18 protein-coding genes and 1 riboswitch are annotated in these 22,283 nt (G+C 36.8%); of the genes, 10 read left to right on the forward strand and 8 right to left on the reverse strand.

Annotated features, from left to right (window positions below):
* Positions 1-17: 17 nt before the first annotated feature.
* Entirely contained in the window at positions 18-1,307 is a 1,290-nt protein-coding gene (locus HC728_RS09555) for an MATE family efflux transporter (RefSeq protein ID WP_017019719.1), read from the reverse strand.
* A 123-nt stretch (positions 1,308-1,430) separates the two neighbouring features.
* Positions 1,431-2,150, reverse strand: coding sequence for a FadR/GntR family transcriptional regulator (locus HC728_RS09560; RefSeq protein WP_017019718.1), 720 nt, complete (start codon positions 2,148-2,150; stop codon positions 1,431-1,433).
* A 404-nt stretch (positions 2,151-2,554) separates the two neighbouring features.
* On the opposite strand from HC728_RS09560, the gene HC728_RS09565 reads away from it, so the two are divergent.
* The 3 genes from HC728_RS09565 to HC728_RS09575 all read left to right on the forward strand — a co-directional run bounded on the left by HC728_RS09565 (position 2,555) and on the right by HC728_RS09575 (position 5,964).
* A complete protein-coding gene (locus HC728_RS09565; protein WP_017019717.1) occupies positions 2,555-3,265 on the forward strand; it encodes a FadR/GntR family transcriptional regulator in 711 nt (236 codons plus the stop codon).
* Positions 3,266-3,382: 117 nt separating this feature from the next.
* On the forward strand, positions 3,383-5,248 hold the full coding sequence (locus HC728_RS09570) for a DUF294 nucleotidyltransferase-like domain-containing protein (protein ID WP_017019716.1): 1,866 nt from the start codon (positions 3,383-3,385) through the stop codon (positions 5,246-5,248).
* Positions 5,248-5,964 carry a 3'-5' exonuclease gene (locus tag HC728_RS09575; RefSeq protein ID WP_017019715.1) on the forward strand — a complete coding sequence of 239 codons (717 nt, stop codon included), beginning with the start codon at positions 5,248-5,250 and terminating at the stop codon, positions 5,962-5,964. Before HC728_RS09570 ends, HC728_RS09575 begins: the two co-directional genes overlap by 1 nt.
* A gap of 75 nt (positions 5,965-6,039) precedes the next feature.
* On the opposite strand, the gene HC728_RS09580 is transcribed toward HC728_RS09575, so the two are convergent.
* Together HC728_RS09580 and HC728_RS09585 are read right to left on the reverse strand one after the other, a co-directional pair.
* Positions 6,040-6,717: an oligogalacturonate-specific porin KdgM family protein gene (locus HC728_RS09580; RefSeq protein ID WP_017019714.1), complete on the reverse strand. Its 678-nt coding sequence runs from the start codon at positions 6,715-6,717 to the stop codon at positions 6,040-6,042.
* A gap of 42 nt (positions 6,718-6,759) precedes the next feature.
* On the reverse strand, positions 6,760-8,022 hold the full coding sequence (locus HC728_RS09585) for an alginate lyase family protein (protein WP_017019713.1): 1,263 nt from the start codon (positions 8,020-8,022) through the stop codon (positions 6,760-6,762).
* A 391-nt stretch (positions 8,023-8,413) separates the two neighbouring features.
* Between HC728_RS09585 and HC728_RS09590 the strand changes: the two genes are divergently transcribed.
* Positions 8,414-10,186 (forward strand): transporter, encoded by a 1,773-nt coding sequence (locus HC728_RS09590; RefSeq protein WP_190395346.1) that lies wholly within the window; start codon positions 8,414-8,416, stop codon positions 10,184-10,186.
* An 84-nt stretch (positions 10,187-10,270) separates the two neighbouring features.
* Here the strand turns inward: HC728_RS09590 and HC728_RS09595 are convergent, their stop codons facing one another.
* Entirely contained in the window at positions 10,271-10,828 is a 558-nt protein-coding gene (locus HC728_RS09595; protein ID WP_026029370.1) for a TMEM165/GDT1 family protein, read from the reverse strand.
* A 95-nt stretch (positions 10,829-10,923) separates the two neighbouring features.
* A riboswitch (yybP-ykoY riboswitch) is annotated at positions 10,924-11,051 on the reverse strand.
* An 88-nt stretch (positions 11,052-11,139) separates the two neighbouring features.
* Between HC728_RS09595 and HC728_RS09600 the strand changes: the two genes are divergently transcribed.
* Entirely contained in the window at positions 11,140-12,072 is a 933-nt protein-coding gene (locus tag HC728_RS09600; protein WP_017019710.1) for a LysR family transcriptional regulator, read from the forward strand.
* A gap of 143 nt (positions 12,073-12,215) precedes the next feature.
* Here HC728_RS09600 and HC728_RS09605 read toward each other — a convergent pair whose 3' ends face one another.
* A complete protein-coding gene (locus HC728_RS09605; protein WP_017019709.1) occupies positions 12,216-13,127 on the reverse strand; it encodes a YjjW family glycine radical enzyme activase in 912 nt (303 codons plus the stop codon).
* An 8-nt stretch (positions 13,128-13,135) separates the two neighbouring features.
* A complete protein-coding gene (locus HC728_RS09610) occupies positions 13,136-14,662 on the reverse strand; it encodes a YjjI family glycine radical enzyme (RefSeq protein ID WP_065596973.1) in 1,527 nt (508 codons plus the stop codon).
* Positions 14,663-14,919: 257 nt separating this feature from the next.
* On the opposite strand from HC728_RS09610, the gene HC728_RS09615 reads away from it, so the two are divergent.
* From HC728_RS09615 to HC728_RS09630, 4 genes are all read left to right on the forward strand, one after another.
* A complete protein-coding gene (locus HC728_RS09615; RefSeq protein ID WP_190395347.1) occupies positions 14,920-16,083 on the forward strand; it encodes an extracellular solute-binding protein in 1,164 nt (387 codons plus the stop codon).
* On the forward strand, positions 16,080-18,050 hold the full coding sequence (locus tag HC728_RS09620) for a GGDEF domain-containing protein (protein ID WP_012534790.1): 1,971 nt from the start codon (positions 16,080-16,082) through the stop codon (positions 18,048-18,050). The genes HC728_RS09615 and HC728_RS09620 overlap by 4 nt, the downstream gene beginning before the upstream one ends.
* Before the next feature lie 371 nt (positions 18,051-18,421).
* On the forward strand, positions 18,422-19,165 hold the full coding sequence (locus HC728_RS09625; protein ID WP_005423519.1) for a glycerophosphodiester phosphodiesterase family protein: 744 nt from the start codon (positions 18,422-18,424) through the stop codon (positions 19,163-19,165).
* Positions 19,166-19,206: 41 nt separating this feature from the next.
* Positions 19,207-20,505 (forward strand): MFS transporter, encoded by a 1,299-nt coding sequence (locus HC728_RS09630; protein WP_005423518.1) that lies wholly within the window; start codon positions 19,207-19,209, stop codon positions 20,503-20,505.
* A 90-nt stretch (positions 20,506-20,595) separates the two neighbouring features.
* On the opposite strand, the gene yidA is transcribed toward HC728_RS09630, so the two are convergent.
* Positions 20,596-21,405 (reverse strand): sugar-phosphatase, encoded by an 810-nt coding sequence (yidA, locus tag HC728_RS09635; RefSeq protein ID WP_190395348.1) that lies wholly within the window; start codon positions 21,403-21,405, stop codon positions 20,596-20,598.
* Positions 21,406-21,505: 100 nt separating this feature from the next.
* Between yidA and HC728_RS09640 the strand changes: the two genes are divergently transcribed.
* Positions 21,506-22,156 (forward strand): tRNA (adenine(22)-N(1))-methyltransferase TrmK, encoded by a 651-nt coding sequence (locus HC728_RS09640; RefSeq protein ID WP_065596970.1) that lies wholly within the window; start codon positions 21,506-21,508, stop codon positions 22,154-22,156.
* Positions 22,157-22,283: the final 127 nt, after the last annotated feature.

Below are 22,283 nucleotides of genomic sequence, written 5' to 3' on the forward strand. Positions count from 1 at the left end.
TAGTCAAAGAGTCTGATTTAGTCGTACATGAGCTTACTGGCTTTTTGTGCATCAAACTCTCTCAACGATTTTCTCGCTAGGTGTCTAAATGGGAAAGCTTTAACAACTTCCTCAAGAGGTTGTATTGCAAATGCCCAGAATATCGAACCATCAAATACAAAAATAACCAATGCACAAAGTGGGATAGAGATAATCCATTGCCCTGTGAAATTAATTTTAAACACATCCGTTGTTTTACCTAGTGCCCTTAATATATGGCCGTGAACGGTGTTATAACCTCGTGCAATGGGTAAGAAAATATAAAGTGGTGCAATGATTACAAGTGCTTGGTAAGTCGATGGATCTAAGTCAGGGTAAATATCGGCAATAACAAGGCTAAGTCCAGCAAAGAATATGGCACACACAAACGACATGCCAACGGCAACATCTATACTTGTATTTACGTTTTTAGTCAGTTCGTCCATTTTTTTAGAGCCGATAGCTTGGCTAATTGTAATGGCAGATGAATGCGCCCAAGCGGTAATAAACTGCGTTCCTGCTCGTATCCATGGCATGACTAAAGTGATAGCTACGTAAGCATTTATATTTAGTTGTGAGTAAAGTAATTGGTAAATTGTTGCGCCTATTGAAAGCATGGTGACATTTGCGGCAACAGGGAATATCTCAATAAAATGCTTTCTTATATTAGTAATAAATGCCTCTATATTTGTGTCGAGTTTTATCGAAACATTAGAGCCATAATGCACACACAAGACTAAATAAATAAGTCGGATTGTAATCGCAATGACACTGCCTAAAGCTGCACCTTCAACGCCAATTCCCTCGAATGATGAAACTCCGTGGATCAAAACATAAGATAAAGCCGCATTAATTGGCAACTCAATTAAATAGCCCTTGAAAGGAACATTGGTTCTTCCTAATCCATTAAATAAAGCAATGATGACTTGAGTTAACGCCGTAAAAATTACCAAGTATTTTGAGAAATCAAGATAACTACTGATCTGTAAATGGAGAGATTTATCTTCAGTTAAGGCTTGAAGTAATGGCTGCTCAAAGAAGGTAAGTAAAATCAAAAATAACAAAGCAACGGTTGTATTAATACTCAGCCCAGCCCAGAAGGCTTTGGATAGAGAGGCTTTTACACCAGAGCCGACCGCTCGGCTCAATACTAATTGTGTGCCGTTTGCCAACGCCATTTGAATACCAAGGATAAAGGCGATGATCGTTGTTGCAATCCCCATTGCTGCAAGGGGAATTTCACCTAAAGGAGAGACCAACAGTGTATCTATCATTAGCATTGATTGCATGAGTAATGCATTAAAAGCCAAAGGCCAAGCAAGTGAAAAGTTTTTTCTGACGTAGGATTGGGAAGACAAAATAATACCTTCTAATAATGGTAAGTCCCCTTTAATAGAAAAGGAGGCTGAGTGTTAGGCTGTTAGCTTTAATTGAGCTAACTTTTGATTTTCATCATCTAATAGCACACGAGAAGAGGTGCGAGCCTGATTTGCATTGCCTGACATAATGGCATCGTAAATTGCTTTATGTTCATCTAGGCAAAAATGCCCACCTTCTGCTGAATGATCAATAAATTGCTTAAAAATCGTAGATAAAATCTTGCCAAATGGAATATAAAATTGGTTACCTGTTGAGAGAAAGATAGTTTGATGAAACAGGTGATCGTTAATGGTCCAATCTTCATAATTAAAGGTGTTTGCAGCAAGAGACATTTTTTGAAATAAGACTGAGAGTGTTTTGCGTTGCTCAACGGTGGCGTTGGTTGCAGCTAACGCGCAGGCTTCCGGTTCAATCGCTTTACGTAGTCCAAGGAACTGTGCAAGGAAAGGCTTTGTATCTTCTATGTCTTGAATCCAATCTAATAGTTGAGGGTCTAAGAAATGCCATTGTGAACGTGGTTGAATGCGTGTGCCGACTTTAGGTTTTGATTCAATTAACCCTTTTGCAGATAACAATTTTGTGGACTCTCTAAGTGCAGTTCTACTTACACCAAAAACCTTACAAAGCTCCATTTCACTAGGTAATTTATCATTTTCTTGAATATCGCCAGACAAGATTTTACGAGCGATTTGCCTCGCTACTTGGACATGAATACGGCAGCTTGAATCATCCACCAATGAAAATATTGACATGTACACCACCTGAAATTTAAAGATGAAAATATAAGAAAAAGTCAGCTAATATCTGGCTCTTTGGTATCTGTTGCATACGTTTATTGAAAACGACACGTTAAGTAAGCGATTGGTTATTATTTTTTATGCTTACTTGTTATTATAATACAATAACACCTTGTTTATTCAAAGGCGTTAGAAGAGAAACGGATGGTTGAAGATAATAAATGCGCAAATTAAAATTCGTTTTGTGATTTTGCTCATACAAAAAGTGAGAAGTATTTGTATTAATAAATAAACAAGTTGAATGGGTGAGATCTTAGAGTTTAAAGGAGCTCACGTTCTTATTGTACTTATTTGGTGCATTATAAATTCAGTGCTATAGTGCGGTTAAATAATACATATTAATGAATTGAAGTGAAAATATGTCTGGTTCTTTTAATGTAATCTCTGGTTCAAAACGAAGCCTACACGTACAAGTTGCTCGCGAGATCGCTCGCGGGATCTTATCTGGTGAGTTACCTCAAGGCTCAATCATTCCGGGTGAAATGGTCTTATGTGAGCAATTTGGGGTAAGTCGAACTGCCCTTAGGGAGGCTGTAAAACTTCTTACATCAAAGGGTTTATTAGAATCGCGTCCTAAAATTGGTACTCGCGTGGTAGGCCGTGCTTATTGGAATTTTCTTGATCCACAATTGATTGAATGGATGGACGGACTAGCAGACGTTGATCAATTTTGTTCTCAATTTCTCGGGTTACGTCGTGCGATAGAACCAGAAGCGTGTGCACTTGCTGCTAAATTCGCAACGGTAGAGCAACGTATTGAGTTATCTGAAACTTTTCAAAAAATGGTTGAAATATCTGAAGCTGAAGAGTTTGTTCAATCGGATTGGACTTTAATTGATACTAAGTTCCATAGTTTGATTTTTAATGCGACAGGCAATGACTTTTATTTACCTTTTGGTAATATTTTAACAACCATGTTTGTGAATTTTATTGTCCATTCTTCAGAAGAAGGCAGCACTTGTATTGATGAACATCGCCAGATTTATGAAGCAATTATGGCAGGAAATAGTGATAAAGCACGTCAAGCATCAGCAAATCACTTGCAAGAATCAAAACATCGATTGGCATAAAAGGTAGAACTGTTTCTTAAAAAGCATACTTAGGTATGCTTTTTTTATGCCTGAATAAATTGTACTTCTCTTTATTGATTATATAATAATACTAATTAAATTGCAGGGAGTATTATTATGCCTCAATCCTTATTGCCAAATATCATTCAATTTATAGGACAAATAGATCCTTTTGATAAAATACCAAAAGAAGCATTGCGAGAATTGGCTGCACATATTCAAATTACGTATTTAAGTAAAGGTGAGATAGTGGATATGTGCGAGATAGGGAAAGAGAAATCCTTATATATTATCCGAACTGGCTCGATGGAACAAAGGAAATCCGATGGTGTGTTACGAGCAAGGCTAGGCTCAGAAGACTTATTTGGTTTTACTTTTCTTGATTCAGACATGGATGATGAAAAAGGATATCGTGCAACCGCTATCGATAATACGTTACTTTATATAATTCCTCATTCTGCTTTACAAACCTTGTTTAAAACATACCCCGCTTGTGCAGAGCATTTTGCATCGCAAGCTCAGGTTCGTTTGAAATCAGCATTGGATGTTGTGTGGTCAAATAAAGAAAAAGGTTTGTTTATTCGTAAAGTCGAAGACGTTGCTAGTGGACGAGTCGCTGTGGTGACTTCAGATCAGAGCATTAAACAAGTGGCACATGAAATGCGAATCGTGCACCGAACTTCATGTGCCGTTATTTATGAAGACGATAAAATCATAGGGTTAATAACCGATAGAGATATGACTAAAAGAGTGATTGCTCACGGAGTATCTTACGATAGACCAATACGTGATGTGATGACGCATTCTCCATTGACTATTAAGCCAGATGATTTGGTGTTACATGCAGCATCGGCCATGATGCAATTCAATATTCGTAATTTACCGGTGGTAAAAGACAATAAAGTGGTTGGTTTACTTACGACTTCTCATCTGGTTCAGAACCATCGCGTGCAGGCTATTTTCTTAATCGAAAAAATTAAGTATGCCGGAAGTATCAAATCATTGGCAAGTTTTACGCCTGAGCGTCAAGCTATTTTTGAAGCGTTAGTTGAAGGTAAAGTATCGCCAGAAGTCATAGGTAAAGTGATGACAATGATCATGGATGCGTATACTCGTCGTATTATTCAAATTGCGATGGATAAATTAGGCCCGCCGCCATGCGATTACTCGTGGATAGTGGCAGGCTCTCACGCTCGAAATGAAGTGCATATGTTATCTGATCAAGACAGTGCGATTGTACTTACTGATGATGCAACTGAGAATGATAGAATTTATTTTAAACATTTAGCAATGATTGTGACTAATGGGCTAGCTAGTTGTGATTACCCATTATGTCCAGGGAAATACATGGCTGCAACGCCAAAGTGGTGCCAGCCTCTAAGTGTATGGAAGCATTATTATAAAAAATGGGTTGCTAACCCTGAGTATGAACGTCTATTGAATATCAGTGTATTTTTAGAGATCCGTACCGTTTATGGTAACAATGAGTTTGAATCAATTTTAAGAGATGAACTTCACCGTAATATTCGTAATAATCGCGAGTTTTTAAGTACATTAGTGAGAGATGCTGTCAATATTAACCCTCCTTTAGGGATCTTTAATAGTTTAGTGCTAGAAAAATCCGGCGAGAATAAGAAAACATTAAACGTAAAAAAATACGCAATTAATTTAGTTATCGATCTTGCTCGAATATACGGGTTAGCCGTTGAGTGTGATTTATCGTCGACGGATGAGCGTTTTACGGCAGCTAATAAAAAAGGGATGTTGAGTGATGATGCGTTTAAAAATATTTTGGGGGCGTATGAATTTATACTGTCTTATCGTTTTAGTCATCAATTAGAAGCATTGAAAAGAGGAGAAGAACCAAATAACAATATTGACCCGAACAGTTTTGGTAGCTTTGAACGTAAACATTTAAAAGATGCCTTTAGAATTATAGCTGATCTTCAAGAAGGCGCGAAAGTACGTTTTGGGAGTCGATAATGAAAGCTTTATTAAGGTATTTTCATCCTCTAGAGCAAATGAAAAGAAAACGAAAGCAATATATTACAACTGTTAATTTACCTGAAATATTAAACGAGTTGGTTGAACAACCTTGTCCAGAACTGACTGATTTAGCCAAAAACAGTGATTATATTGTACTTGATTTAGAAACAACGGGATTAGACAGCGAAAGTGATTTGATTTTATCTATGGGGTGGGTCGATGTCATCAATAATAAAATTGATTTAGCTTCTGCACAACATTTGTATTTAACTAATGATTCTCAGATTAAACCTGAGACGGCGATTATTAATCACATAACACCACAAATGTTAGAAGAGGGGGTTTCTATACATGATGGGATGACTGCATTTTTTAAAGCAGCTAAAGGTAAAGTAATTGTTGCTCATGCGTGTGTAGTTGAACGTAATTTTATTAATCGTTATTTATCTAATATTTATGACTTACGTGAATTGCCATTACTTTGGTTAGATACATTGTGTATTGAGAAAAAACTAGAAAATGCCATTAGTCATCATGAAGACATTGATCTAACCTTATCGTCTACTCGTAAACGATATCGCTTACCAGAATATAATGCACATAACGCATTAGCTGATGCGGTTTCTACTGCGGAATTACTGTTAGCCCAACAGAAAAGAATTACACCAAATTCAGATGTTACTATCGGAGTTATGTATAAATTAAGTGTGTAATTTATACATAATTATAGATTTACATAAATAAAGCCAGCGTATTTGCTGGCTTTATTTTTATTAAGAACGTTTTTGTTAGAAGCTGTAAGTAACACCTACACGGCTACGAAGTTGACGCTCATCTGAGGTTGAAGATACAGATACGTTACCGAACTCTACATACGGACGCCATGCCCAATCTGATTCTTTATAACCAATTTTAAGGTTCATATCCCAGTTCATGTCTTTATTATTAAAATATACTTGGTCATCTAGTCCTTTCTCATAGTTTGCTTCAAAGCCAAATTGTAGATTCTCATAGTTATAATCTAAGTTACCTGTGACTTTGCTCTTTTGTTCTGTGCTTACGCCACTTTCATCTGTGTAATCACGTATTTCGTGGCGGTAACGAAGTTTTGCTTTTAGACCTGAATCAAAGGCATATTGCACTCGGACTTGTGGTTTGTAAGTGATTTTATCACCACTAAATGTGACGGGCATACTTGGTTGTATTAACCAATGCTCGGTTATCTGAAACTTATATCCGTATTCAAATTCGTTATCAGCTGATTCCCATTCAGAGAAGGGTTGGCCTTTTTGTTTTGCTTCAAGACCAAAAAAATGGTTTCCGGTAGAACCACCGATTTTTATACGACTCGCATAGCTTTCGCTTTCATGTTTATATTCTTGACGAAAATCTAAAGATGCAGCGGATAAGCTTCCTGCAAAAAGAGTAGATGCGACTGCTAATGCTATTTTATTGTATTTTTTCATTATATTATTCCACAATTTTATGGTTATGATAGGTATAAATTTTTATTTCTGTTTTGAATAAAGTAATTCAATGTCACGTTGTGCCCATATTTCAGCTAGATTTTTCTTCACTGTGAATTGGCTAAAATCGGTGCCTGTTGCAAGGTTTATCCATTCAGGCTTATCCATCGCAATTCCTGCTTTCAGATAAATAGGTGTCATACGTTCAACACGGCGGCGTTTGTCTTTTTGTGAGTATGGCCATGTTTTATTTAAGTCTTGATAATTCGCCATTAATTGAATACCAGCTTCTAAAGAACCCCCTTTTTTATTGGTGTAGTGCCATAGATCAATGCCAACTTTATCGCCAATTTGTGCAATACCAACTAATGGATCTAAGCTAAAGTAGTGGTAGTGGTATGCGCGAGTACGCTTAATTTCATGAGGTTGAGAGCCGTCTTTTTCAAATTGTGTATCAACGCGCATTTTTCCTTTTTGTACCATCTGTTTAGTTAATGCATCGTTACCTAAGAAGTAAGAAATGCCTGCAATTTGAAAGTCGTACCAGGTGCCGTGATTATTTTCAGAATAGGCTTCACCTCTAGGTCCACCTGATAAGTCGTCAACAATCATCCAGTCAAGGTAATCGGTATACCACTGAGTAATTTGTTGCTCGTCATTTTCAGTCCAGTAAGGGGATTTAGATAAAATAGCAAATGAATCAAGCATACGATCAACTAGAGTCCGTGTATCTATAATGCCACTTCGACGACCATCAGCTCTACCAGGTACGCCTTGAGCAAAGTTAACGTTAGGGTTCATTTTAGTATCTTCGTTAATGAACCAAGTTCTTATGTAATCAATGCCTTGCTGCGCGTACTTTTCGTCTTGACTGAAATAGTATGCAATAGCAAGAGCACGGACTGAACGGGTAAAATGTCCAATACGTTTTGAGTCAGTCTCGTCTGTTTTGGAGGCTGGATTTGTTTTTCCATCATGGCGGACCCATGGAAGTCCATCTGATTTACTTTTATCTGGCCACCAATAAGGACTAATACTTAAGTAGTCATGTTTATCGCCGCTTGGTGGCATCATCCCTTTAGCCGTTACGCTAAAAGGACCATCTTTCATTGCAAGTTCTGCTTCTTCGATAGTTTTTTTATATGCATCGACCATTGATGCTGATGGATTATTAGAATTTAGCAGTGTGCGATTTGCTTCGAGTGTTGCTTCTTCTAAAAAAACAAAGTTAGCGGCTAAAGATTGAGCACTAAAAGTGATAACACCGATACAAGCAGCAAGGGGGAGGAGCTTTTTGGCTTTCATGTAACTACCCTTTATTTGAGTTAAAATAATACAAATATGGTATGTATTCTATTGTTAATGTTCTGTGAAATAGATCTAGTTGTGGATATAAATTGATCAGTCTCTAAAATCGTATGGAGTTGGTTTTTATTTATAGTTTTGATTATTAATGATTTTTTTGTTTTGTAATTTGTTTGATTTGGAGGTTATTTGAATAAAAATGTGCGCTATGGCATGAAAACTAAACTTAGTTTTTATATATTATTCATAACATGAACTGGATCACTTGTGTGATGATAGATATATAAAATAAGCAATCTCGATCACTTTTTTGAGTTATTGTAGTACAAATTGATTCGGTCATAATTATACTGTTTTGTAACAAATCATAATTACAAAAAGGTTAACAAAGATGGAACTCAATACTCTGATTGTAGGTATCTATTTCTTATTCTTAATTGCAATAGGATGGATGTTTAGAACATTCACAAGCACGACAAGCGATTATTTCCGTGGGGGAGGTAATATGTTGTGGTGGATGGTTGGTGCAACCGCTTTTATGACCCAGTTTAGTGCGTGGACGTTCACTGGTGCTGCGGGTAAGGCTTATAACGATGGCTTTGCTGTATCGGTCATCTTCATTGCTAACGCATTTGGCTACTTCATGAATTATGCGTATTTTGCGCCTAAATTTCGCCAACTTCGTGTTGTAACCGTAATTGAAGCCATTCGTATGCGTTTTGGTACAACCAATGAACAAGTTTTTACTTGGTCTTCAATGCCTAATTCTGTTGTATCAGCAGGTGTATGGTTAAATGCATTGGCAATCATCGCATCGGGCATTTTCGGTTTCGACATGAATATGACAATCTGGATAACGGGTTTAGTTGTATTGGCTATGTCGGTGACTGGTGGATCATGGGCAGTAATAGCGTCTGACTTTATGCAGATGGTTATTATCATGGCTGTAACGGTTACGTGTGCTGTTGTTGCTGTTGTTCAAGGTGGTGGTGTTGGTGAAATTGTAAATAACTTCCCAGTTCAAGAAGGTGGTTCGTTCTTTTGGGGTAATAATATTAACTATCTAAGTATCTTTACTATTTGGGCATTTTTCATTTTTGTTAAACAATTCTCTATTACTAATAATATGCTTAACTCTTATCGTTACTTAGCTGCAAAAGATTCTAAAAATGCGAAAAAAGCAGCACTGTTAGCGTGCGTATTAATGCTAGGAGGGGTGTTTATTTGGTTTATGCCTTCATGGTACATTGCTGGTCAAGGTGTTGATTTGGCAGCATCTTACCCTGAAGCAGGTAAAAAAGCAGGCGACTTTGCTTACCTATATTTTGTAGAAAAATACATGCCAGCTGGTATGGTAGGTCTACTTGTTGCCGCGATGTTTGCTGCGACGATGTCTTCAATGGATTCAGGTCTAAATCGTAACTCAGGCATATTTGTTAAGAACTTTTACGAGCCAATCATACGTAAAGGTCAAGCAACAGAGAAAGAGTTAGTAACTGTTTCTAAGATCACTTCGGCGGTATTTGGTTTTGCAATTATTTTGATTGCACAGTTTATTAACTCACTTAAAGGCCTCAGCCTTTTTGATACGATGATGTACGTTGGTGCGTTAATCGGCTTCCCAATGACAATTCCAGCATTCCTTGGATTCTTTATTAAGAAAACTCCAGATTGGGCTGGTTGGGGCACGCTCGTTGTAGGTGGTATTGTTTCTTATGTCGTTGGTTTTGTTATCAATGCAGAAATGGTTTCTTCTGTGTTTGGCCTTGATGCATTAACTGGTCGTGAATGGTCTGATATAAAAGTTGCTATTGGTTTGATTTCTCATATTGTACTAACAGGCGGTTTCTTTATGTTATCAACAATGTTTTATAAACCGCTGTCTGAAAAACGCCAAGCAGATGTGGACAAATTCTTTGGTAATTTATCTACACCATTGGTTGCTGAATCAGCAGAGCAGAAAATACTGGATAACAAACAACGTCAGATGCTAGGTAAATTAATCGCAGTAGCTGGTGTAGGTATCATGTTTATGGCGTTACTTACTAACCCTATGTGGGGACGATTGGTCTTTATCTTATGTGGTGTGATTGTTGGTGGTGTCGGTGTCCTACTGGTTAAAGCCGTTGATGATAAAGTAGAACAACAAGTAGTGACTGAATAGCTCTTCTTTGTTAATAAAAAGTAAACACAAAACCAATCGTGCATTGTGTACGATTGGTTTTTATTTATTAGATTATGTAATTTGCTACATTCCGAGATAAGTACCAGCAGCTAACCCTAAGAAGATGACCGCAGTTATCCGATGAATTAAGGTGAGTGGCAGTTTATCGGCAGAGAATTTACCAATCAATACGACTGGAACGTTTGCCAGTAACATACCTACCGTTGTACCTAAAATAACCCAACTTAGAGCATCTGAATATTGAGCACCAAGGATAGAAGTGGCGATTTGCGTTTTGTCTCCAATTTCAGCAATAAAAAAGGCGATGAAACTGGCAACAAAAGGGCCTCTATTTGATATAGCTTCATCATCATCTAGCTTATCAGGAATTAATACCCAACCAGCCATTGCTACAAAACTGATGATTAATACCCACTTTAATGTTTCAGGGGTTAAGAAATCGGCAACGACAACACCTAAATAGGCAGCTAAAGCATGGTTTACAATAGTTGCAAAAAAGATCGCAGCAATAATAGGGATTGGTTTTCGGTATCTACTGGCAAGCAGTAAAGAAAGGAGTTGGGTTTTGTCACCGATCTCCGCTAGGGCGACGGTGGTTATTGATATAGCTAATACACTCACGACATTACTCATTTGGGTGGGATTATAATTATAAAAACCATAGAAAAACCTCACGCCCACCCAATGGTTCGTGATGTTAATCTAAGGTCTTGCCAAACAAGCTGCTCAGGCTTGTCTCATATACCATGATGATTTTGCATCAATTATGTTGATATATGAGCTTTCTGTTTTATGTGTTTTTTATGAAAAACGAGAAAGCAGGCTACTCCCCAAAGAGTAAGATGACGGATTGTAAAGGATGTTATTTGTCATTTCAACTGCAAAGTGTTTTATAATGTGTATTCTCGGTTAATTCTTATTTGTGGACACTAATGGATCTTATTCAACTTTCTCGTATTAGTTTTAAGCACTTGACGGCTTTGCATATTATGCTTTCGACTCACAGTGTTACTAAAAGTGCTGAAACGCTATGCATGAGTCCATCTAGTGTCAGTAAAACATTAACTCAACTACGAAATGTATTGAATGATGAATTGTTTTATCGAGATGGAACACAACTGATCCCAACACCTTATGCTGTAAAAATAGGACCAACGGTTCATTTGATTTTAAATAATATGAATGGCCTGCTTAACCAATCTACGTTTGATCCAGCATTATTTTCTGGTCGTTTTTCTCTTTCTATGCGAGAAAGTACTCTTGAAGTTTTTGCTCCTGTTATTAGCGATATTTTGTCAAATCAAGCGACAAATGCTCAAATAAATGTCCATTCAAAGGAGCAATTGGGATTTGATGCATTACTTAATGGGCAAGTTGACCTGATTATTTTACCTCATGATAAGAGTCAGCCTCCGACAAATGAAAAGCAGCTAGTATGGGAAAGCGTTATCGAAGATGAGATGGTTTGTTTAATGCGAGAGGATCATCCTTTAGCAAAAAATGAATTAACTATTGAAGATTATCTTTCTTATAAACATATAGGCATTTTTGATAAAGAACTTAATAAACCCTATTTTGAGCAGCTACTAACACAACAGCATCAGTCTAGAGCGATGGCGATGTTCGTTGCCGATTTTGGTAGCGCAGCAGCCATGTGTCAACAATCTGATTTTCTATTTACGAGCTCAAAAAAGTGGTTTGAAGTGACTAAACAAGCACAAGGATTAGTTCAAAAAACATTGCCATTTGGTTATGGGCAAGTTGCTTATAGCGTGGTTTATAATAAGTTGAGTTTGAATGATCAAGCATTGAGTTGGTTGTTGAATCGCATAAAAGAGCAAGTAAGCGATATAACATTCGAATGATGTTACTAAAGGCTTAAATAATCGTTATTTAACCGCAGTCTTTTCAAAATAACTTTAAAAAATAGTCAACACAAAGGGGGATTGTGTTGACTATTTGTATTAGGAATTTGTTTTTATTTTAGTGTTTAACACATTGCTATTTTTTAAGTGTAAATAGATGGAGTTATCACTTCACGGCCTAATCGCTGCACTAGATTAGCTTCAAATTCTTCCATTTGTGCTTTACTGCACTTTTCCCACGTTAATGCCTCACCAATAACACCGTGATGTTGAAAGGCGTTTAATCGGATCTGAACGTGTTCAGGTAACGTTTTTAGATAGTCACTCACCGCATCCACTTCAGTGAGTAAATCGGTTTTATTGGGAATATACAGCAAACGAACTTCGTGAAGCTTATTGTGCTGAGTTAGTAGGCTTATTGTGTGTAACACACGATGGTTATCTCTACCGACGAGCCATAAATGCGTTTCATTTTGCCATGCTTTTAAGTCAATCATTGCACCATCTAAATAAGGTAGGACTTTGTTCCAACCTTGTTCAGATAAGCTGCCGTTACTATCAATAAAACAGGTTAAATGACGTAACGAATCAGTGCCTTTAATTGTTTTAAAATACTCAATAATAAAGGGAAGTTGCAGTGTCGCTTCTCCTCCTGAAACCGTCACACCACTTAAAAAAGGTGCATGTTTTTTAGTTAACTCAAGTAATTGTTTAACCGAATATAGGGTGATTTTAGGATTCGATTTACTTGGGCAAACATCAATGCATTGGTCACATTGAGTACACAGAGATTCATTCCAGATGACTTTTTGGTTTGGTGAGTCATCAAACGTTAATGCGTTAGTTGGGCAATGAGCAACGCAATCACCACAGTGATCACAATGGTTTATGGTATGAGGGTTATGACAAGTAATGCAGTCATAGTTACAACCTTGTAAGAAGATCACAAGGCGATTACCCGGCCCATCAACACAAGAAAAGGTCAGCACTTTACTGACCATTCCTGTTTTTTCATAGTTGACGCTATCACCGTTTAAAAGGGCAGTGTTAACCATAAATACCGTTACTTAGCGTAGGTTGGTGTTGTTTCTAACGCAGCAACACGCGGAGTACGATTTAATACTTCTGTATTTTTCGCCGCTTCTGCACCCAAGAAGGTGGTGTTAGTTCGTGAGCCTTCAGCATCGTACTTTGAGATATCAGACAGTTTCACCATGTAACCTGTGATTCGAACTAAATCATTTGACGCAACGTTCGCGGTAAACTCACGGTAACCTAATTGTAATGCGCCTTTAGCTAAATTAAACATGGCTTCAGGGTTTGATTTTACCGTTTCATCAATCGTTAAAATATCACTAATACCCGATGTGTAGTATTGGTGGTGACCAACGGTTGCTTGTACATAGCTAACGGGATCAGGTTCTGTGCCATAAGGAATACGAACCCCAGGTGTTACATCGATATCTAAACTGATACCACCTTGAGCATGAAGCAGTGCTTTACCGTGATAGCCATATTTCACATCTGTCGCATCAACGATTTCTGATAATTGTTTAGAAATCGCATGGCCTAATTGGTTTGCAATTTCATCATGACCATATTTGGCTTCGATACCTTCTTTTTCCATCAAAATATCAACAGCTTCAGCCATGCCATAAATACCGAACATAGGGGCAAAGCGGTCTTCATTGATAAGGCCTTCTTTAGTTAAGAAACCTTCAAAGAAGTTTGATTTTTCATGCAAGAAAGCGCTACGAGTTTCGATTAAGCCAAACATGATGTTGCAGTAATGAGGCAGAACATGGTTAACGAAATCGGCTTTATTTTCTGCTTTCTTAGCGGCTTCTTTTAAGTTCATACGAACTAAGGTGTTGGAGCCACCAGCAAGAGGCAGTGAGTTATAACAACTTACAATGCCAAAGCCTGTATTATTATACGCTTGTGCGTGCACAGGGTAGTTAGCAATATGAGGTTTGCTGCATTCACAAATGTTAGATGCCGCTTGGCGCAGTAGGTCATCAGGCGTGATGTCTGCGTCATACATAAAGGTCAAGTTTGGAGCAATTTGTTTTAGCTCAGCATCGACACGTAAGATGGTACGACAAATGATATTGTCCGTAGGGCCAATGTTTACGTGCATGAATGCATCAGGAAGCGTGCGATCTAACATGATCCAAAAACGTTTTATTTTTTGGTAAATTTCTTCATCGCTAAGGGCGCCAACATAAGGCAGAAGCACAGTATCAAGTTGACCAAGATAAACAGGAATAGAAGTAACAGAAGGGACATGATGATAAATGATGGTGAGTAAATTTAATGCATCATCAAAATTTTCTGCTGGGCTTAACTCTAAATATTCTGAACCTTGAGTTAAAAACTTAGCGTAATCAGGTAATACATAGCGAGGTTTAAAAGGGGCATGGCCTTCAAACATATCACAAAGAACGCCGTCATCCATTGCTTTGCGAGTTTCTGGATTAATGTCCATATAAGGCAAACTTGCTTCAGCTTCTAATGCTAAGTAGTTTGATTTTTGTTTTGGTGACAAATTGGCATCGGTAATGATGCTATAGAAACGTTCTTGACTCATGATAAAACCCTTTTTATTAGTATGGTTATATTCTAATGAAATTATTGCTGTTTCAGTTAGTGAAATTAATTCAAATAGTCTTTTCTTTTTTGGAAACTTAAAGGGCGAAGTTCAACCCTTAATATGAACTCCTAAAGAGGTATTTTATAAATAGAAAGAGGTAAAATAAGCTTTATCTGATATAATCCCCAACCTTAAACTATATTGATTTATTCTGCATTTTTTCTATTTTTAGCTGACTTTTAAATAACATTCCCATGCTTAAATTCTTTATTTTTATATTATTATCTATTTCATTTGTATCGAAAGCGGAAGTGCTTGAATTTTGGAGTGCATTTGGTGATAACGTTGATCAGGAGTTAGCTGTAGAATTTGAAGCTAGAACAGGAAATCAATTGATGATTCGTAAATTCTCAATTGATGAAATGAAAGCAGAACTCTTGTTAGCTTCAAGATCTAAAAATTACATGCCAGATGTGGCGTGGGTGCCTTCTGATTTTCTTGGGCTGCATAAATTTATAGGTATTTCACCTATTCCAAAAGTTTGGATAAAACAAGATCAGCTTGAACCTGCTGCGCGCCAAAGTGCGATGGTAGGTGATAGTTATATGGGCTTACCTCTGTTTCTTGGTAATCATTTAATGCTTTTTTACGATAAGAGTAAGACTCCTAACCCTGTTACTCAGTGGGAGCAATTACAAGCGTTATCTGAAAAAGAACCAGAGAAAACACACATTGCATTTAGCTCGCGTGATATGTATTTCTTTTCGGCTTTTTTTAGTTTATTTCATCCAGAGATACCGCTTGACCAGATTCATTTTAAAGATCATGAATGTATGAATACATTAGTTTTCTTTCATGAATTAGTCAGATTGAATCACTTGGGCTCTCAATGTAATAGTTTATGTAGTCGACAGTTATTTATCGATGGAAAATCGACATACCTTATTGATGGAGACTGGGCTGTAAGTGATTTGCGTGAAAAGTTCGGTAGTAATCTCGGCATTGCCTCATTACCAAGTTATCGTGGTATACCAATGAAATCTCTATCTGCAGGTAAGGTACTAATGATCACGAAAACAGCATTACAGAACCCTGCTAAAAGATTGATGATTAAACAGCTATTGACTATGGTTCAAGATAAAGCATTTTTGACTAAATTAATTAATGAGCATCAATATATCTCTGCTTCAACGGAAGTAAACCAAATCTCGATACAACCTGAACAAGAAGTGATGTATGCCGTGTATCAGCAGTATTTGAGATCACAACCAATGCCAACAAGTGTACGTGTTTCATTTATTTGGGAAGCTCTATCAAGAGGCGTATCTCGTTATTCTGATGGTATGCCTAAAGAAGAAACCATGCTTTATATTAATCAATTAATTGATCGTTTTTCTAAAAAGGTAGAAGGATCATGATTTCTCGCCCATATGTGAGTTTACGTAAAGCATTCACTTACGTCTTGATTATTTGTTCGCTTGTGCCATTGATATTTATTAGTCAATTTTTAACTAATAGCATAGGTGAAACGTTATTTAATCAAAAAGAACAACAGATCCAAAATGCCGTATCTACCATTGCACAAGAGATAGTGGTGGAGTTTGATCGTATTCAACAAAGTTTGAATTGGTTATCACGTGATCGATTCAACATTCAGGCGCTAGATAATATTCTTTATTCAAGTGTGGTTAGACACAATTTAACGCGCTTTAGTGAACTATCACGTCTGATAAACAGTGTTTATATTCTTAATGATAAGTGGGAGCCACTCTATAATTTAAATGGCCGCCCATATCACTTTGAGAATAGTCAGCTATTAAAGGCTATAAGTGTCGATAACACAATATATGAGAAAGGGTTAACTAAAACTCTTTTTTATTCAGAGTCGAATTTAATCAAAGGACTTCCATCTACGAAAGGTATTGCTTTAGTAACACCTATGCTGGCATATAATTTGGAAGGCTCTGGACGATATCGAGCATCTGGCTATGTTGTTGTGCTTATTTCATTTGAGACCATTGAGCAGCATTTCCAACATTTCCTGTTTAAAGATGAAAATTTTAAATTAAATCAACATGTTGGTCATGAAGAACATGAAATTGAGCAATCAAAAACAAAAGATGGTGCACTTGAGCGTATCTTTATATTAAATAATCCTTCATTTTCATCATCGCTGACATTAGATATAACGTACCAATTTTCTGATGTGTCACGCTTGAAGGACATGAAATCGTCTTTATTAGCTCTATTTACCGTTATTGGTTGGACACTTATTACCGTCATTTTTGTAGCGATGGGGATCACTCGTTGGATTTCAAAAGAGTTTCTTGAGATGGAAGATACCATTGTTAGTTACGCATCTAATAAACCGAATAAACGAGAGAAACGTTTTCAGTTTAGCGAATTTGAACGAATGGCAATCGTATTAAAAACAATGAGTTTAACGATTCGTAATCAACTACTGGAACTTAAGAAGAAAAACGAAGAGTTAAATGAATCTAAGAACTTAATTGAATTAAGTAATGAAAAATTATCATCATTTAATCAAGAATTGGAGGTTCAAGTAAAAAAACAAACGGCTTTAATTAGCGATGCTTTGTTTCGTGAAGAGGTAAACAAGAACAACTTAGCCGCAGTGATTGAGTTTGGCTCGGAATATAAAGCATTAGATTTTCATGATGTACCCGCAAAGGTTGAACAACAACTGAGTAAATTGTTTCCAGAGACGGTTTGGAAACTCAGCTTTGATCCTTTAGGTGATAATGCAGGCATTGAAATAGTTGCTAGCAATTATAAAGTGCTGGCGAGTTTGCATTTTGTTTCTACAGAAGCATTAGAAAAGCAGGTACTGGTATTTGAGCTATTTATAAAGCAATTATCGTCTTGGTTAGAGCTTGCTGATATTGCAAGAACGGATGTATTACTCGCATGCGGAAACAGAAAAGCGTTTGATGAAGACTTAACGCATTATCAGCAACGTTATAGAGATTCTAAAGCAACTTGGCATTTTGGATTATTTATTTTAGATGTTAATGGGTTAAAAACCATCAATGATCAATATGGACATAGTACTGGTGATGAGCTAATTAAAGCCAGTTGTCACAATATCGCTCAATTATTATCGAGTGATATTAAGTTTTATCGTATTGGTGGTGATGAATTTGTTCTACTTGTTGAAAACGTTACGCAGAGTGAGTGCATTACGTTATCTGATAAGTTGAGAGTGAATCAAAAAGGACTTTCATTTTTAGATAAAGAGGGGAACTCTTATCCTGCTCACTATTCTATTGGTTGGGCATGTTCAGATAAAACAGAGTTATTCAAAATGTTTACAGTTGCTGATGAACATATGTATCGTGAAAAGAAAGTGTATTACCAGCAGTAAAATAATAAAATTAATGGCACTTTATCATTGATGAAGTGCCATTTTTTTATTTATTAAAAAGCAGTATTAGCGATAGAACTCATGGAAAATAAATTCAATTATATATTTAACTAATGAATTAAGAGTTTACTTATTTTGTTGAAAGTTAGGGTAAAAACAGTTTTTACTACTAAATGGGTAGGAGCTAATAGGTGATAAATTTACTGTATCTGCTTATTTTTAGTGATTAATATTGTTAACTTTGCTGCAAAAAGTAATAAAAGTTCTAATTCGAACGTTCGAATGCGCATTTTGTTCGTTTCTGTCACATTTATGCAATGACCTAAGCGTTATTATTATTTCTATCTTTTAACACGTGAAATAGGTTAACAATGAAAACATTAATAGCTCATCGTGGAATGTCTTCTCTGGCTCCTGAAAATACGCTTTCAGCATTCTCATTATGTAAAGATCATGGTGTTCAATGGTTTGAATGTGATGTCGATATTCTACAAGATGGCACTGTGATCATATCTCATGACGATACATTAGATCGTTGTACAGATAAAAGTGGTCGCCTATGTGATATTAGCAGCGCTGATTTATCTTCTATTGATGCTGGCAGTTGGTTTAGTGATGACTATATTGATGAGCGTTTACCGACGATTCAGCAATTAATTACATTAGCGAACGAAAAAGAGCTAAATCTCAATATTGAAATTAAATCATGTTCAGCTAGCGCTAAGTTAAGTCACTTGTTGATTGATAATTTAATCTCTGCACTTAAAGAATTAAACCCAGAACGAGAATTGATTATTTCAAGTTTTAACCACCTTGTTTTATCCGAATTTAAGCGTAAAAGCCCAGAAACGAAAGTAGCATGTCTTTTTGAAAGCCATACATTGTGGGATGACTGGAATTCGATTATTGAGTGGTGCCAAGCTGACTATATTCACCCTGAAGAGAAAGGGCTAACTCGCGATATGGTGCAAAAATTTAAAGCATCAGGCATTAAAGTGAATGTTTGGACGGTGAATGATTTGGCTCGTGCAAATGAACTTTTCAATTGGGGTGTAGATGGTATTTGTACTGATATAGCTCATAAGTTTCCTTCTAAATACAAAGCAAAACAATAATAACAAAACTAATAATTCAATAACGTGAAAGGATTGCTCAAATGAACTTATTTGAAAAGATTGGGTTTACCAGTCGAAATCAGCTATTCGGTTTTTTCTCTGTCGTAATGTCAGGGCAAATTATTTACTCGGCTTTTGAAGCCTTTAAAGGGACATTTTATAATTTATTATTAGAAGTACTAAAAATAGATAATACCCAAATGGGTATCCTATTTACGCTGATAGGTTCAGCAATGTTCTTCTATATTCCAGCTGGTTGGGTCAATAACCGTTTTTCTGTTAAATCCATTTTAATAACCAGTTTGTCGATTCGTTTTTTAAGTATGATGGCGATCATCTTCTTAGAGCCTGGCTTTAGTGTACTGGTTGTTATTGCAGGAATCTGGGGCTTAGTTGATGCTGCATTCTGGCCTGCCGTTGTGAATGGTGTGACGTTAATGTCTGGCGATAGAAATAAAGGGATGGCATTTGGGTTACTAGAGTCTGTGCGACGTGCAGCTGAGATGAGCATGAATGCGGTTATCGTAGGTATCATGGCATTGGTTGGTGGTTCTATTCTTGTATTCCAAGGTGCAATTGTTTTCTATACATTACTTATTCTTCCAATGATCTTCTGTGTATGGAAATTCGTACCAGATAACCACATGGAAATTAAGCAAGGTGAGAGCAAAAACAAAGAAGCGTTAAAAGGCTTAATTCACGTTTTAAAAATGCCAACGGTATGGCTAGCTGCAATTACATCTCTAACTGTATATTGGATTTACATTACACTAATTTATACGGTTCCTTATCTTCAAGCTGTGTTCGGGTTGTCTACGGCTCAAGCTGCGATCTTCGGTATCATAAATACAGGTGCAATGGGTGTTGTTGCAGGTCTTGTTGCGGGTTCAATTGCTGATTTTGTATTTAAATCTTCCATTAAGATGATGTTCTTTGCATTAGGATTAACTGCGGTATGTTTAGGTGTGACGATTGCTCTGCCTAAATCAGAAGGTATGCTAATGATGAACATGGTGCTATTAATGTGCTTCTCATTTAGCATTTTCTTAGCAAAAGGTATTATTTTAGCGCCAGTAGCAGAAGCGGGCGTACCTAAAGATTACAGTGGTTCAGCAATGAGTGTCGGTTCGTTTGCAGCTTATGCTTCTGTATTCTGGGCATATGCATTAAATGGTTGGATTATTGATAGTTATCCTGCAGTTCAGGCATATCAAATGATCTTTGGTATTGGTTTAACTGTTGCTGTTGTTGGTATGGTGTGTTCACTTATTCTTATTTCATTGAAGAAGAAGAACAGTGGTGGAGATAACGAAAAACACATGGTTGAATCAGAAGCGTAATCATTTAATCAGTCTTTATCAGAAATAAAATAGCCCCTAGTATGTCTCTTCATGCTAGGGGCTATTTTTAGTTGTATTTATGTGATGGAATTAAGCGTTTAATACAAACTCTTCAATCACTTTTGCTACACCATGTTCGTTATTACTTACGGTAATGTGATTAGCAATCTCTTTTACATCATCGGTCGCATTGGCCATTGCAACGCCTAAACCTGCGTATTTAATCATGTGCCAATCATTGCCAGCATCACCCATACAAATGACCTCATCGGCAGTAATGCCTAGATGATCAGCCAGTGCTTCTACACCTACACCCTTGTTGCTGTTTGGGTTTAAAAACTCTAAAAAGAAAGGCGCACTTTGAACAATGGTAAACTGTTTATAAAGTGCTTCAGGAAGTTGTTTGATAGCTGCAGAAAGCAGTTCTGGTTTATCAATCATCATTGCTTTAAGTATCTGTTCATCATCAGCAAGTTCTTCAAAATCAATAACTGTGATTGGCATACCTGTGATTTTTGATTCATGCTCTGTGTAGTGACTTAGTGCTGGTGTAATTAAGCCTTTTTCTTGAGAAAATGCATGAACATTCACACCCAGGTCGTGTGCAAGTTTTGCAATGGCTTTGGCATCTGCACCAGTAATGATTTGGCTACGGATCACTTCTTCATTTTTTACTTTTTGAACTAATGATGCGTTATAGCTGAGCACGTAGTCGTTTTCAGTTGTCATTCCAAGTTCTTCAAGCTGTGGTTTCATGCCATTTAGTGGGCGCCCAGAAGCCAATACGACAACGACACCTTTTTCACGAGCAGCGGCAATTGCAGCTTTGTTTTCTGCAGAGATTTGTTTGTCGGAATTAAGCAGAGTGCCATCCATATCAAGCGCGATCAGTTTATACATCATCATTACCATTTGATTAAGAATTCTATAGGGTAGCTTACCTGATTTTTATGAAAAAAATACTATATACTGTGTCTGATTTTTACTACAGATTAAACTCATGAAATTAAGCTCTCGTTTAGATACTATTAAAAATAAAGTAACAACCCATTATGATCATATTTGGGACTGTTGCTGTGACCATGGTCAGTTAGGTATGGCTTTATTAGCCTCACAGCCCAAAAGCGTGATTCATTTTGTGGATGTGGTAGATAGCTTAATGGTAGAGCTAGAAACTCGACTTAATAAATACGCTGCTGATATTCAACCTCAATGGCAGGTTCATTGTATGGATGTGGCGCACCTTCCATTAGTTAATGATTCTAAAAATTTAATTATTATTGCTGGTGTTGGAGGAGATTTACTCATTGAGTTAGTACGGTCTATTTATCAGTGTAATAAAGATGCTGATTTAGAGTTTATTCTTTGCCCAGTTTTGCATAATCACAGAGTAAGACGGGAATTGATTGAAATGGGCTTTGGTTTGATCTCTGAAACGCTTGTAAAAGAAAACCAACGATTTTATGAAGTATTGCATGTGAGCAACCGAGCAACACAGCCATTACATTGCATAGGTTCTGAAATGTGGAACTTGAGTAATACTGAGCACCGAGAGTATTTACATAAAACCATCGCACATTATAAAAGAATGGAAGCGAACCCTAAATGTAGTGAAAAAGTGAGTCACCTTTATGCTCATTTACTTAATTAATGGTTTTTTTGATAACTGAATCGGAAAATCGTGATTCAGTACGAAAGATAGTTTAATTTGGCACGGATATTAGTTTGATTGATTTTCAAGAATCTTTGATTGTTTTTCAAACTTTTATTTTATAATT

This window comes from Aliivibrio sp. S10_S31 (assembly GCF_014694495.1).
Classification (GTDB): Bacteria; Pseudomonadota; Gammaproteobacteria; order Enterobacterales; family Vibrionaceae; genus Aliivibrio; species Aliivibrio fischeri.

Coding starts and splice junctions, on each gene's coding strand:
- HC728_RS09610 (WP_065596973.1), bottom strand. CDS start 14,662: ATGAGTCAAGAACGTTTCTATAGCATCATTACCGATGCCAATTTGTCA.
- HC728_RS09565 (WP_017019717.1), top strand. CDS start 2,555: ATGTCTGGTTCTTTTAATGTAATCTCTGGTTCAAAACGAAGCCTACAC.
- HC728_RS09625 (WP_005423519.1), top strand. CDS start 18,422: ATGAAAACATTAATAGCTCATCGTGGAATGTCTTCTCTGGCTCCTGAA.
- HC728_RS09630 (WP_005423518.1), top strand. CDS start 19,207: ATGAACTTATTTGAAAAGATTGGGTTTACCAGTCGAAATCAGCTATTC.
- yidA (WP_190395348.1), bottom strand. CDS start 21,405: ATGTATAAACTGATCGCGCTTGATATGGATGGCACTCTGCTTAATTCC.
- HC728_RS09580 (WP_017019714.1), bottom strand. CDS start 6,717: ATGAAAAAATACAATAAAATAGCATTAGCAGTCGCATCTACTCTTTTT.
- HC728_RS09620 (WP_012534790.1), top strand. CDS start 16,080: ATGATTTCTCGCCCATATGTGAGTTTACGTAAAGCATTCACTTACGTC.
- HC728_RS09600 (WP_017019710.1), top strand. CDS start 11,140: ATGGATCTTATTCAACTTTCTCGTATTAGTTTTAAGCACTTGACGGCT.
- HC728_RS09575 (WP_017019715.1), top strand. CDS start 5,248: ATGAAAGCTTTATTAAGGTATTTTCATCCTCTAGAGCAAATGAAAAGA.
- HC728_RS09615 (WP_190395347.1), top strand. CDS start 14,920: ATGCTTAAATTCTTTATTTTTATATTATTATCTATTTCATTTGTATCG.
- HC728_RS09585 (WP_017019713.1), bottom strand. CDS start 8,022: ATGAAAGCCAAAAAGCTCCTCCCCCTTGCTGCTTGTATCGGTGTTATC.
- HC728_RS09560 (WP_017019718.1), bottom strand. CDS start 2,150: ATGTCAATATTTTCATTGGTGGATGATTCAAGCTGCCGTATTCATGTC.
- HC728_RS09570 (WP_017019716.1), top strand. CDS start 3,383: ATGCCTCAATCCTTATTGCCAAATATCATTCAATTTATAGGACAAATA.
- HC728_RS09605 (WP_017019709.1), bottom strand. CDS start 13,127: ATGGTTAACACTGCCCTTTTAAACGGTGATAGCGTCAACTATGAAAAA.
- HC728_RS09640 (WP_065596970.1), top strand. CDS start 21,506: ATGAAATTAAGCTCTCGTTTAGATACTATTAAAAATAAAGTAACAACC.
- HC728_RS09555 (WP_017019719.1), bottom strand. CDS start 1,307: ATGCAATCAATGCTAATGATAGATACACTGTTGGTCTCTCCTTTAGGT.
- HC728_RS09590 (WP_190395346.1), top strand. CDS start 8,414: ATGGAACTCAATACTCTGATTGTAGGTATCTATTTCTTATTCTTAATT.